The sequence below is a fragment of the Oceanobacillus locisalsi genome (assembly GCF_042675985.1).
Lineage (GTDB): Bacteria > Bacillota > Bacilli > Bacillales > Amphibacillaceae > Oceanobacillus > Oceanobacillus locisalsi.
This window is the reverse complement of the sequence record NZ_JBHTKK010000017.1, coordinates 57877-71648: the sequence shown is the minus strand read 5'-3', so window position 1 is coordinate 71648 and position 13772 is coordinate 57877. Positions and strand designations below refer to the sequence as shown.

At 39.0% G+C, this 13772-nt stretch carries 9 protein-coding genes and 1 pseudogene; 6 read left to right on the top strand and 4 right to left on the bottom strand.

Features of this window, described 5'->3' with window-relative positions; all coding sequences use genetic code 11:
- Positions 1-269 precede the first annotated feature (269 nt).
- Positions 270-983 carry a hypothetical protein gene (locus ACFQ19_RS13670; RefSeq protein ID WP_379592984.1) on the bottom strand — a complete coding sequence of 238 codons (714 nt, stop codon included), beginning with the start codon at positions 981-983 and terminating at the stop codon, positions 270-272.
- A 237-nt stretch (positions 984-1220) separates the two neighbouring features.
- Between ACFQ19_RS13670 and ACFQ19_RS13665 the strand changes: the two genes are divergently transcribed.
- The 3 genes from ACFQ19_RS13665 (at position 1221) to ACFQ19_RS13655 (ending at position 3096) form a co-directional block, all read left to right on the top strand.
- A complete protein-coding gene (locus ACFQ19_RS13665; protein WP_379592982.1) occupies positions 1221-1451 on the top strand; it encodes a helix-turn-helix transcriptional regulator in 231 nt (76 codons plus the stop codon).
- Positions 1452-1454: 3 nt separating this feature from the next.
- Positions 1455-1757, top strand: coding sequence for a hypothetical protein (locus ACFQ19_RS13660; protein ID WP_379592980.1), 303 nt, complete (start codon positions 1455-1457; stop codon positions 1755-1757).
- A gap of 79 nt (positions 1758-1836) precedes the next feature.
- Entirely contained in the window at positions 1837-3096 is a 1260-nt protein-coding gene (locus ACFQ19_RS13655) for a serine hydrolase (RefSeq protein ID WP_379592978.1), read from the top strand.
- Positions 3097-3632: 536 nt separating this feature from the next.
- Here ACFQ19_RS13655 and ACFQ19_RS13650 read toward each other — a convergent pair.
- The 3 genes and pseudogenes from ACFQ19_RS13650 to ACFQ19_RS13640 all read right to left on the bottom strand — a co-directional run bounded on the left by ACFQ19_RS13650 (position 3633) and on the right by ACFQ19_RS13640 (position 8718).
- Positions 3633-4196: pseudogene (locus ACFQ19_RS13650) on the bottom strand (GNAT family N-acetyltransferase).
- A 347-nt stretch (positions 4197-4543) separates the two neighbouring features.
- Positions 4544-6346, bottom strand: a complete 1803-nt coding sequence (glmS, locus tag ACFQ19_RS13645) for a glutamine--fructose-6-phosphate transaminase (isomerizing) (protein ID WP_379592976.1) — start codon at positions 6344-6346, stop codon at positions 4544-4546.
- A 578-nt stretch (positions 6347-6924) separates the two neighbouring features.
- The gene (locus ACFQ19_RS13640; RefSeq protein ID WP_379592974.1) at positions 6925-8718 is read right to left on the bottom strand and encodes a S9 family peptidase; all 1794 of its coding nucleotides are present in this window, start codon (positions 8716-8718) and stop codon (positions 6925-6927) included.
- Between the two features lie 224 nt (positions 8719-8942).
- On the opposite strand from ACFQ19_RS13640, the gene ACFQ19_RS13635 reads away from it, so the two are divergent.
- The 3 genes from ACFQ19_RS13635 to ACFQ19_RS13625 all read left to right on the top strand — a co-directional run bounded on the left by ACFQ19_RS13635 (position 8943) and on the right by ACFQ19_RS13625 (position 13729).
- The gene (locus ACFQ19_RS13635; RefSeq protein WP_379592972.1) at positions 8943-10010 is read left to right on the top strand and encodes an LLM class flavin-dependent oxidoreductase; all 1068 of its coding nucleotides are present in this window, start codon (positions 8943-8945) and stop codon (positions 10008-10010) included.
- 3 nt (positions 10011-10013) lie between these two features.
- Positions 10014-10580 (top strand): NADPH-dependent FMN reductase, encoded by a 567-nt coding sequence (locus ACFQ19_RS13630; protein ID WP_379592970.1) that lies wholly within the window; start codon positions 10014-10016, stop codon positions 10578-10580.
- Positions 10581-11224: 644 nt separating this feature from the next.
- On the top strand, positions 11225-13729 hold the full coding sequence (locus tag ACFQ19_RS13625) for a beta-glucosidase (protein WP_379592968.1): 2505 nt from the start codon (positions 11225-11227) through the stop codon (positions 13727-13729).
- Positions 13730-13772 lie beyond the last annotated feature (43 nt).

Sequence of the window (13772 nt, the reverse complement as noted above, 5' to 3'; positions counted from 1 at the left end):
TTTGTTTTAATCTTATTTGCTTCTATAAAGTTACCCTTTCTTCTAGTTAGCTTCCCTTCGAATTTGAATATAAAAAATCCAAAGGGTTGATGAAAATACACCGATTATAACTGGTTCATTAAAAGCAAATACTCCTAAACCAATACTATTATCCGAATTCTCGCCTTATAGCTGCCTCGTCAACATTTTAAAAATTCCTACGCTAAAATATTTTCGGCCATCAGAGCCCCGGATGCCACTACTTCTAAGGATTTCCGAGATTCCCGTAACTACCAATTGAAGAAGCCTTTTAACACAAGCAACATAATGGAATAGATAAGGGATGAGATTAAAAATGTTGGCAAGTGGGCATTCTTTTCAAAAGGGATTTCCTTGCTGATGACATTAAATATCATGGCACCTGAACTAAAAGCAATAATGGAATCTACAAACAGACCGGATGATGGTCCGAAAATTCCTGCAAACGCCCCAAGCAAGGTTGCCCCCGCAAGCATGTAGCGTCCTGCACTTTTATGCAGCCGCTCATTCTCTTTTCCCAGATGATACGACAAGCCGATAAAATGAAGACTAACGGCTAGACCGTAAAATAAGGATTCGACACGCTGAACATCGGATGAAAAAACGATATAAGTAACAATGAAGGAATACACCATAAAAAAGCTGATCTGAACGAAATAAATGGTGTCTGCCTTCAGCCGTTCAGCTGTTTTCGTCTCAGCAAATGCATATACTGCAAAGTAAATCAATAAACCGATGAGACCGAGAAAATAAAGTTCCGTATCTAATGCGAACGATCCCCCGAGTTTATCCTGCTCCCCATGAAGCGTTGGCAAAATATAAACAAACACATAAGCAATAGCTACACCGCCTGATAATGAAAGCAGCTTTCTTTGTCCAATCGGCGAACGTTCAACAATCGGCAGGGCATAGAGTTGAATAATAATAAATATAATACCAATTATAATTGATTCTATCGTGACCATGACTGTTCCTCCTGATGTTAATATATGAAGTATACTTTCCACAAAAACAGAAAAAACAAACATATCGGAAATATAAATGTAATCTTCAAAGATCATTTGGGGTTGGAAGTGATGGAACTTTCCATATAATTTTCATCTTTCACGCACTCAGAGTAAAATATTTTACACCAAATGTTAAAAATACTTTACTTTTTGTACTAAATATTTTACCATCATAGTTATAAGAGGTGAATGAAAATGCCATTAAATAACGAAAGAAAAATTCAAAATAGAATGGTTGTATTAAGAGCTGAGCGGGGATTATCACAACGGGAGGTTGCTGATAAACTAGGTGTCAGCAGACAGACAATTATATCCCTTGAAAAAAATAGATACAATCCATCTTTGAAGTTAGCATTTGATATTGCACTGCTGTTTGGTGTTGATTTACATGAAGTTTTTCAATATGAAATAGAGGAGGGCAAATAAAATATGGACGTTTTCTTAGCAACCTTACGCATTGTTTATGTAATCATTTTCTTTATTGCGGTATTTATTTCACTCAAATTTGAAATGGGGGAAGAACATAAAGATGAACGTGGGCAAAGTATTTCCAATAAATCATATGGTATTGTTTTTCCCTTAATCCCTCTTGGATTTTTATTAATTGAGTTGTATGATCATTTCATTAGTCATCTGGACTATGGAACATATAAAACAGTCATTTGGTTTTTAATTACAGGATTAATGATTCTTCATGCCAGTATCATAACAGTATTAAAAAGAAAATATTAATACATAAATTTAGAAAGGAAGATTTTCTATAAATATATTTGCATGGATTGGGCTGTCAGGAATCATTATTCTTACACTTATGCCCTTCCTAAAAAAAGAAAATAGAACGAAACAAGAAATACGTAAAGCAATTGTTACAATCGCTATTGTACTAAGTATTATCATTGCCGTTATCATTTTTAATGTTAATTATTTGATTGCATTTCTATTTGGTGTTATTGCAATGATTTTATTCGATAAAAAGACATATACAAAAAAACGACTAATTATTTATGGAACGTCCATTCTGGTTATTGGAGCTGCAGTCTATTCTGTATTCCGAAATAATCCTGATTATGTGCTTCATCATTTAAAAGATCATCCGGAGACATCCTCTCTCTATGTTGCGAAAAATGGAGAGGAGTTAATTACCTATCAATCAGATGTTATACGTCCTTTAGCAAGTACAGTAAAAATACTAATAGCTGTCGAATATGCGATGCAAATTGACGAAGGAACATTGAATAAAGATCGTTACGTGTCGCTAGATGATTTAAACCAATACTACTATAAAGGTTCTGATGGAAATGCACATGAAGAATGGCTAGAAGCAATGCAAAATGAAGGGAAAATAAATAATAATCAAGTAACGCTGCAGGATGTTGCAAAAGGAATGATAACATATAGTTCGAACGCCAATACAGATTACCTGATAAACTTGATTGGTATTCATTCTATTAACGAGCGGGCAAAATCTCTCAATCTTACAAAACATGAAGAAATTTACCCACTTGTTGGTGCGCTCCTCATTCCAGATTATCTAAACAATAATGAAATGGATGAAAATAGTTTAGTAGAAGAGCTTGAAAAGATGCCCATGGAAATGTATCGGGAAACAGCTGAAGAATTAAGTCAACAAATGAATGATGGCATCATTAATATCGAAAACGATACCTTTGATATGCCCCTTGATTTGCAACGGATATGGTCGGATCGCCTCATTGGGGCATCGGCAAATGATTACGGAAGACTATTAGCAATCATATCCAATAACGAGCTCCCAACAGCAGCTACGCAAACAGTCAGGGATTTGCTTGAGTGGCCGATGGAAATAAATGAAGACAACCACGAGCGTTTCACCCATCTTGGCGCAAAAGGGGGATCAACAGCATTCATCCTGAACGATGCAATGTATGCAGAAGATCATCATGCTGATCGAATCGAAATGGTTCTTCTAACAAATGATTTGAACACTTGGCAGCAGATTCTACTTAGTCATAATTTAAACAGCTTCGAGTCAAAGTTGCTTGCTAGTGAAGATTACCGTCAGAAAGTTCAAAAGGAACTTTCTGGATCGTAATTATAAGAGGTCATTGTTAATTTAAAAGTATAGGAGCTGCCAACAAATACATAATATGCATTTATTGGCAGCTCCTATTTTACGCTTACGTATTTTAAAAAGAGCAATTATAAAACGAAACTTCATACAGTGGGAGTTTTCGCCCTTCTCCCACTGAATTAGCCTAAGTGATTCAGGGAGTTAGCTCACCTGATCTCCCGCCTAAATAAATTTATTTTCGCTCTTTATTTGGAGGCGGGAGTTTTACGGGCGCTTCTCCGTGATAAAATTCATTCACATAATAAAATGAAGTAATCTTTCAGAAGGCCGTCTCTTACCAACACGGATTACAAATCAACTTATTGCCAGCTATTGTAGGATATTCATTTCATGCTTATTATCAGGAGCATCATAACATATCTCTCATCTTTTTCGGCGAGCTCGGCATATATCGCCAAAAACTATAATAAACTCATGCAGTTTTCCTTGAAAGTGCCTATTCACGGAATGATGGGCGCAATTCAAATAAACAGAATTACGCCCCTGGTGACTACTTCTTATTTGGAATTCATATAGTACACCATGTTATCTGTCCATGCACCAAATTCAAATATAAAACCTTTTCTAATACATTCAAATTCCATGCCTGCGCTTTCTGCAAGCTTTAAAGAAGGTTCGTTGTCAACATTGATGTGAGCCTCGATGCGATGGAATGCAAGATTTTGAAAAGCGATGTGAAGAACCGCTTTTACCGCTTCTTTCCCATAACCATTCCGCCAAAACTGGTTGTGAATCGTGTAGCCTAAAAGTCCCCACTGAAATTCATCTCTGATAAGCGTTTCGATTTCAACCTTCCCAAGCTGCTTTTGATCTGACTTTCGAAAGATACCAAATACATACACTTCGTCCCGATCAGCATACTCTTTAAATGTTGAAACGACCTTATCATTGAATTTTTATTGCGTCCATCCGCTCAAATCCATTTTATTATCATCGTATTTATACTGGGAAGGTAATCTGTCACGACAACCTTCCAGCCAACGGTTATAATCCTCATTCTGTAACGGTCTTAATACTAATCTTTCCGTTTCTAATTGAAGTTTGGTTTCCTCTGCTTCCAATGTGATGCCTCCTTAGCATAATTTTTCCAATGACCAACGCGTCTATATCTACCTGAAGAAAATTTAGTTTATATGCCATAAGCCATCACACCTTTCGTTTAAATTATATAGATAGTATACCATTGTCTCCTGCCAGCTGAAAGGACTTATACCACCCTAAAATCGAAAATAGTACGCTTTTTTCAAGTAATTTAAAACCGCCAAAAACGTTGAATTCCCAGCGTTTTTGGCGGTTTTTACTGTTAAAGATGAAATTGATTTTTATTGCATCAACTATTAACCATATGTCAACAGTTTATCTTATCTTTTCCTTTGACAGTTATTGTTACATTAATTTTTTTCTATACCTACTCCACCGTAACACTCTTCGCCAAATTCCGCGGTTTATCCACATCACAATCACGATGCAACGCCGCATAATAAGCCAATAGCTGCATTGGAACAACACTTACCAATGGCGTTAGCAACTCATGAACTGGCGGCAATACAAATGCATCCTCATCCTGCTCTAAACCTTTTGAGCTGATAATAAGTGCATTCGCACCGCGTGCAACAACTTCTTGCACGTTCCCGCGAATAGAGTAGTTGACATTCTCTTGTGTCGTTAAAGCAATAACCGGTGTACCATCTTCAATTAAGGCAATGGTACCATGCTTTAGCTCTCCTCCAGCAAAACCTTCTGCTTGGATATAAGAGATCTCTTTCAACTTCAATGCTGCTTCCTGTGCCACATGATAATCGGTACTGCGGCCAATATAGAATGCATTAGGTGTGCTAGCAAAATAATCTCTTGCTAACTGTTCAAGCTCTTCTTTTTGGTTTGTAATAACTTCCATTGCATTCGCTACAATAGCAAGCTCCTGTAATGGATCAAAATCTAATTTAATACCTTTTGCTTTCGCTGCGTCCACCGCAAGAACTGCTAAAACAGCAATTTGTGCTGTATATGCTTTTGTGGAAGCTACAGCAATTTCTGGACCAGCGTGTAAAGGTAATGTGTAATTCGCTTCACGAGAAAGGGTTGATCCAGGTACATTTGTTAATGTCAGTGCTGGATGTCCTAATTCTTTAATTTTAACTAATACGGCACGGCTATCTGCTGTTTCCCCGCTTTGGGAAATGAAGATAAATAATGGTTTGTCAGACAGCAACGGCATGTTATAAGAAAATTCACTTGCCACATGTACTTCTACAGGAATGTTCGAGAGCTTTTCCAGAAACTCTTTTCCAACTAATCCGGCATGATAGCTGGTTCCTGCTGCAATGATATAAATGCGGTCCGTTTTTTGCATAGCCTTGCGAATATCTTTATCTAACTTTAATTCGCCTTTATCATTTTGGTATTCACGAATAATATTGCGCATCACAATTGGCTGCTCATCAATCTCCTTCAGCATAAAGTGCGGGTATGTTCCTTTTTCTGTATCATTTGCATCAATTTCCGTTATGAATGGCTTCCGTTCAAGAACTTCTCCATCTAATGTCTGTACTTCCACAAAGCTGCGGTTCACCAGTACAATTTCTTTATCATAGATCTCCAAGTATTCGTTCGTTTCTTTTAAGGTAGCCATGGCATCGCTGGCAATCAGATTGAATCCTTCTCCTAACCCAACCAGCAACGGACTTTTATTTTTGGATACATACAAAGTGTCTGGATCTTCTGCATCAATCAAACCGATAGCATAAGAACCTTTCAACAAGCTCATTGCTTCTCCAAATGCTTTTTTTGTACTTTTATGCTTTTCAAAAAGTTTTTCAATAAGCTGTACGATTACCTCTGTGTCTGTTTCACTTCCAAAGTCAACATCTTCCAAGTACTCTTTCTTTAGAGCTACATAGTTTTCAATAACGCCATTATGCACAATGGTAAAACGTCCTGTTGCGCTCTGATGTGGATGTGCGTTTTGCACACTTGGCACACCATGCGTAGCCCAGCGGGTATGACCAATACCAATCGTAGCATCATTTTTGTTATCTACTTCTTCACGCAACGCTGCGATACGTCCTTTTACTTTCGTTACGTGTACGCCATTTTCACCTAAAGTAGCAATACCTGCAGAGTCATATCCGCGATATTCTAATTTTTCCAAGCCTGTTAATAAAATTTCTTTCGTATCATTTTGTCCAATATAACCGACGATTCCGCACATGTCGATGTCCTCCTTGTTGGAAGGGGCAGATACAAAAGACCGATTCAAAGCGAAGGGGCCTTTGTACTGCCCCTTTCTCGTGTTTGTATTTACATTTTAAGACATCGTTCCTTACCTCTTTGTACAATAGGTCACCCTACTGGTTTAAAGGTAAAGCAGCAACTGCGATGCACAGCCGGGAGGCACCCGCCGAATAATTCGATAACCTCCGACCTCGTCAACTATTCTTCCCATCCGTCCGCAGAATAGTCCTGGCGCTTTAGATTATAGTTCCTTTTACTTTCTCCTGCTCCTCTCTTTTTATTTGTTCTTGTCAAACGGACGTTTTCATTTGGAAAACAAGAACTTTCTATATTCTATCGGAAAGTAATATGCAAGGTCAACCTTTTTCTTCCTCTCCGATAAGACAGTTTATGAAATCATCATAAAAATGTTGCAATATCTACACAAATGGCTGTATAGAAGTAATAAATGACACTGAAAAAAAGGAAAATGGATTGCTTCCGATACTAAAAATCATCAGCAGCTCTCTGGAATGAGCACTTCCCTCACCCAGAGCTCTGCTCATGATGTCTTGCTTACTTATGCTCTTCCATAAAATCTAACATCCGCTTATATACTTTAATCTCATTTTCCTTTTTCGAAAAGCCATGCCCTTCATCTTCCAGTACCAGATACTGTACATCTCGTCCTTCATCCTGCAGTTTCTGCACAATTTGATCCGATTCTTCCTTCACGACACGCGGATCTTTGGCTCCTTGTATAACCAGCATCGGTTTGGTCATCGTTTCCAGGTAGGTCACTGGAGAGTCTGTTACAAAACGTTCCTTATCCCGATCCGGGTCACCAAGCCATCTTTCCATAATTGGCTTCCAATGCGGCGGTACCGAATTGATAAATGTAAATAAATCAGACGGTCCAAAGATATCAATCACTGCTTTAAAATACTCTGGATGACGTCCGTGCAGGAGAAGTGCCATATAGCCGCCATAGCTTCCTCCTACTAAGAATAGATGATCCGGGTCGGAAATGTTTTGATCGAATAACCATTTGATACCTTCTACATTATCTAGGCGCGGTCCGTGACCCCAATCCTGCTCCACGAGTTTGACAAAAGAAGAACCGTATCCCGTACTGCCGCGAAAGTTCGGTGCAAAAATATGGTACCCGCGGTTGAGAATGCTTTGAAACATAGCACGGAAAAATTTCCGTTCTGCAGCCTGTGGACCGCCATGCGGCCAGAACACCGTATAGCCATTTGCATTTTCTGGTTTTGCCCGAAACAGCAATGATTCGATTTTCATTCCGTCAAAAGAAGTATATGTTACCATTTCAGGATCAACAAGCCCCTCTTCGGATACACCTAAAACACGATTGTCTGTAAGCTGTTCCCACTTTCCCCTATCTGTCAGACGGTAAATATTATCCGGATTCACTGCGGAGCCGCCCAGGATATAAACAGCTCCTGAATCTGTTACAGTCAGCTGATCAATCAAATCAAAAGGCGTGGTAATTTCTTTCAGCTCTTCAGATGACAGTTTATACTGGTAAAGCTTATCTTCCACCCCTTTTGCCGTTACCATATATAAGGAATCGGAGGCGTTATCATATCTGATGACTTCAATAGACTCATCCGCCAATTCCAGCACCTTTGAAAATGTCTCTCGCTCGGTGTCATATTTGGCAAGATACATATATTCCCTATCAAAATCCGTCGGAAAATAAATACTGTGATTATCCGTGAAAACCGGTTCATAGGATACATGCACCTTTTTCGGATTTGGAGTCAGATACACTTTTTCCCCTTCTTTTTGGATGAAAAGATTGTTATATGTGTTTGCAAACATACTTTCATATACCAATGTTTCTTCATCTTCGGATACAGCTGCCAGTGTCGTCGGCGCTTCTTCTCCTTCTGTTAAAAGCTCATCCTTATCCGTATCTAAGTGACGTACACGTGTATTTAAAAAGCTTGGATTATTTTCAGACGTATTATAATAAATACGTTTCCCGTCTTTACTCAGATGTGCAAATAAGTATTTTTCATTCTCTTCTCCCGTAATCAGCGGTTGCGGCAATCCCCCTTCTGGAGGTAATGCGTAAATCTGAAAATTTTCATCTCCATCCGTATCAAAACTTGTTAAAACATAAGTTCCATTCGGATCAAACTGAATAAATAAGGAAGATTCATCTTTTTGCGCAAATGGATATGGGTAAGGATGCTCTTTGCTTAAATCTAAAGCCCACAAATTACGTTTTCCGCTTAAATTAGTTGAAAAAACAAGCTTTTTCTCATCTTTGCTGACTTGAAAATGATCAATACTGTACGTATAAAAAAACTGTTCTACTTCCGGTTTTGGAAACTTTATCATTGTTTCTGCACTCCTTTTTATCTGTATTTTCAATATTATATCATTATTGCTAAAGTTAGACAGTAACGAGCCTTTCCTTCTCGCTGTTTCCACATATGAAATATACTTAATTCAGTCTATTTTTATTGCGTTTTCCCCTATGGAATAGTAAATTGATTTATGATGATAAGTTTAGCAAGCATATACTGTTCCGAAAAAATCTAACATATAAAGGAGCACGGGACATGGAGCAATATCGTATGGATCAAAACAAAGGCATAGAATTTGGTATCTTTACTTTAGGAGATCACCTGACAAACCCTTTTACAGGGAAACGTATTTCTGCACAACAGCGTATTCAGGAAATTATTGATTTAGCAAAATTGGCCGAACAGGCCGGACTGGACATTTTCAGCGTCGGCGAAAGCCATCAGGAATACTTTGCCACGCAAGCGCACAGTATTGTGTTAGCTGCCATTGCACAGGCAACTGAAACAATCAAAATTGGAAGTTCATCAACCATTATCGGCACCGCGGACCCCGTTCGTGTTTATGAAGACTTTGCTACGATTGATTTAATTGCAAATGGTCGTGCAGAGATTATTGCAGGCAGAGCTTCCCGGATCGGCCTCTTTGACTTATTAGGCTATAACGTGCAGGATTATGAAGCGTTATATGAAGAAAAATTTGACCTGCTGCTGCAAATAAATGAAAACGAAAACCTGAACTGGCAAGGACAATATCGTGCAGCTTTAAAAGACGCACAAATTCTGCCCCGTCCGAAAGATAATAAGCTTCCCATTTGGCGTGCTGTCGGCGGGACCCCCGCCAGTGCAATGAAAGCTGGTTACGCGGGAGTTCCGATGATGCTTGCTACCCTCGGCGGGCCGGCCACCTCTTTTAAAAACGTTATTGATGCCTATCGGGAAACTGCAGCGAAAAACGGACATGACGTAACAGAACTTCCTGTCGGCGTCACGGGCTTTTTCCATGCGGCTGAAACCAGCCAAGAAGCATTAAAGCAAATGTACCCTTATATTAATGAAGGTATGAAAATGACTAACGGACAAGGGTTTCCTAAACAAGCATTTGCACAAGCCAAAGATAAGCGGAGCGTCATCAACGTGGGAAGCCCACAGGAAATTATTGAAAAAATCCTTTATCAGCACGAGCTTTACGGACACCAGCGCTACTTGGCGCAAATGGACTTTGGCGGTGTGCCATTCGAACAATTAGCAAAGAACATTGAAATAATCGGCACAGAGATTTTACCAGCGATTCGTAAGTATACAAGTAAGAAACAGGAGGAGTGACACATGAAAATAATTGGCTTATCCGGATCCGTTGTCGGTTCAAAAACACGTACAGTCATGGATGCAGTCGAAAAAGAAATCCGCGAAAGTTATCCAGAATCAGCGTTTCAGCTGATGGATTTAAAGGATTATAATCTACAGTTTAGCGATGGCCGGAACTATCTTGACTATGCAGGGGATACAGGGTATGTAACAAAACAGCTAATGGAAGCAGACGTCATCATTATAGGTACCCCTGTTTTTCAAGCTTCGATTCCGGCCAGCTTAAAGAATATTTTTGATTTGCTTCCTGCAGGTGCGTTTCGAGATAAAACAGTCAGTTTTTTCATAACCGCTGGATCTTCCAAACATTATTTAGTAGCTGACTATCAATTAAAACCAATCCTGGCTTATATGAAAGCACAGATGGTACAAACCTATGTTTATATAGAAGAAAAGAGCTTTCAGCAAAAGCGAATCGTGGATGATGATGTCTTCCTTCGTTTAGAACATCTGGTTGAAGAAACAATAGATACGTACGAAGCAGGAGAATTTATACGGGAGAAAAAAGAAGATTCGTTTGGGTTCTAAACAAAACAGATTCTCGGCCAAAGAACGTTGTTAGGTGAGTGATTCAAGGAGTTAGCTCACCTAATCTCCCGCCTAAATAAATTTGTGTTATATGCGTTTTTTGTAGTGCGGCTTTTATGGACGCTTCTTTGTGATAAAAATTACCAGAATTATTTGCGTAAGGTTATTAAAAGAATTCCTATTCTCATCAAAAATAAAGCTTCGTATGGTAAAACAGTAAGAAAAAAGTGTGCACACAAGTATGCACACTTTTTCTTACTGTTTTTTTATTTCTGTAAAATGCAATAAGTTTGCTGATACAGAGTTATCTATACACCATTTTTAAAATCACAGAATAATTGGCATGTTTTTTGCATGATTATAGAAGAAGGAAATAGGATAAGGAAAATACATAAGTGTATGTATGTTAAGAAGTGTTGGTATACATACAAAAAAGGAGGATCGTATCTATGTGCAGGAAGTAATGTAATGCACTTTTGAAAACGGTTAAAAAAATGGAGGTGATTATATTTCCTTCACCTATCTGGATTCACATCAATGGGTTTAAACACAAAGCATTAATATTTCCAGTCACAAATTGCACAGGTCATCGGAAGTAATAAAATTTGACTGTTTTAATTTATTAATCATGGGAGGGGATCAGATTGAAAAGTAAAGTAAAGCACATATCATTAGCATTGTTGATGGGAATATCGGTATTAGCTCCGTCAGGAAATGGTAACGTCGCTTTTGCTGACGACGGAAATGAAAGCAATCATAACTCAACAGATGATGTACCACAATTAACAGGAGAAGAGGCTATTCCAGAAGTTATTGATGCGATGACTGTAGAAGAAAAAGTCTCCTTGCTTATCGGTGGTAATACGGAGGCGCATACAGAGGATGGCGAAGTTGTAGGAGATTCAGGTGAAATACCAGGTTCTGCTGGGTCTACACAAGCCATTGAACGTCTTGGTATTCCATCCATAACGATGGCCGACGGACCACTGGGTGTTAGCATAGATCCAACACGAGAAGATGATGATGACACCTATTATGCCACCAAGTTCCCAGCACCATTTGTATTAGGAGCAACATGGGATGTAGATATGGTGAACCAAGTAGCCGATGCAACAAGCGATGAATTGAGCGCGTATGGCATCGATTTGCTATTAGCACCGGGTTTAAATATTCAAAGTTACTTATTAAATGCACGGAACTTCGAATATTACTCAGAGGACCCTGAACTAACAGGAGAATTGACGAAATCCTTTGTCAATGGAGTAGAAGAAAATGGTATCGGAACAACACTTAAACATTTTGCAGCTTTTAATCAACGCGAAAATAATGAAGTTGATGCTATTATCAGTCAACGCGCATTGAGAGAGATATATCTAAAGGGCTTTGAAACGACGGTAAAAGAGGAAGACCCGTGGTCTATCATGCCATCATACAACCAAATCAACGGTACATTTTCGAGTGAAAATGAAGATCTTTTGACAACCATTTTAAGAGACGAATGGGGTTTTAATGGATTTGCGGTGACGGATTGGGTAAGTGAAGGTGATACTGTAGACCAGATTAAATCAGGAACAAACTTGATTATGCCCGGTTCTGAGGAGGAAGCGCAGGAACTTATCGATGCTGTAAACAACGGAGACTTAGATGAATCGATTCTTGATCGGAATGTTGAAGATATGCTCCATATCATCGTTCAAACGCCAGCATTCCAGGAACATGAACCATCTAATGAACCGGATTTGAACGCAAACAGTGAAGTTGCTCGTCAGGCAGCGGCAGACGGCATGGTATTACTTGAAAACAGAGATGATACGTTACCATTCGCCACGGATGCCAGTGTATCTGTATTTGGTACACCACAAATTGAATCTATGTTCGGAGGAAGAGGAAGTGCCGATGTTAATGCCGAAAATGAAGTCAATATCATTGATGGCCTAAAAAATGCAGGTATCACTGTGAATGAAGATTTATCTGAGGAGTATGCCAGCTATATAGAGGAATTAAGATCACAGGAGGAATACGAAGCACAAGATGAGGGTGAGCCTTCCTTTACAATGCCTCAAATACCGGAAATGGATATAACTGAAGAAGAAGCTGCTCAAGCAGCACAGGAATCCGATGTCGGGATTGTAACTATTGCCACAGAGCATGGATATTATGAATCGGATCGAGATGAAGAAGATTTTTATTTAAATGATTCCCAAAAAGATATGGTAAATACTGTATCTGAAGCATTCCGAGCGGAAGGAAAACCAGTTGTTGCTATATTAAATACGGAAGGTCCGATTGAGACTGCAAGCTGGGAAGAGGAGGTTGATTCTATTCTGTTATCATGGCAGCCAGGACAAGAATTAGGAAATGCACTGGCTGATGTACTAACAGGTGAAGTTAACCCGTCTGGTAAATTACCGCAAACTTTCCCAGTTGATTATAGTGACCTTCCGTATGCAGATCGATACCCTGGAACAAATGATAATAGTGAGTATGGTGAATTCGTATACGAAGAAGGAATTTACGTTGGTTATCGCTATAACACCACTTTTGATATGGATCCTGCGTACGAGTTTGGATACGGTCAATCTTATACAGACTTTGAATATAGTAATATTGCTGTTGATAAGGAAAACTTTTCTGATCAGGTAACGGTTACAGCGAACGTAGAGAATACTGGAGACGTAGCTGGACGAGAAGTCGTGCAAGCGTATGTGAGTGCACCTGATGGAGAATTGGAGAAGCCAGCTTTAGAGCTAAAATCTTTTGATAAGACAGACGAACTTCAACCTGGAGAAAGTCAAACAGTACATTTTGAATTGGATGCGAAAGATATTGCCTCTTTTGACAGCAACGAATCAGCGTGGATTGTTGAAGAGGGAGATTATGAAGTTAGCATCGGAGCATCATCTGCAGATCTCAAAGGAACGGATCAGTTTCATGTGGACGAGACATTTACAGTAGAAGAAGTAACGGATGCACTAGCACCGGAAGCGGAGATAAATGAACTATCTAAAAACGAAGGCGGAGACCTGCCTGATACGGCAACCAACCACCATTTCATGATCCTAAGCGGGCTAGGTTTAATGCTTTTTGCTGGAACCACTCTATTTGTAACGATGTCTCGCCGTCGTTCGAAAGTGAAACCAGAAAAATAGAAAGGAATAATATAAAGACGTGATTTTTAGTTAATACAGAATT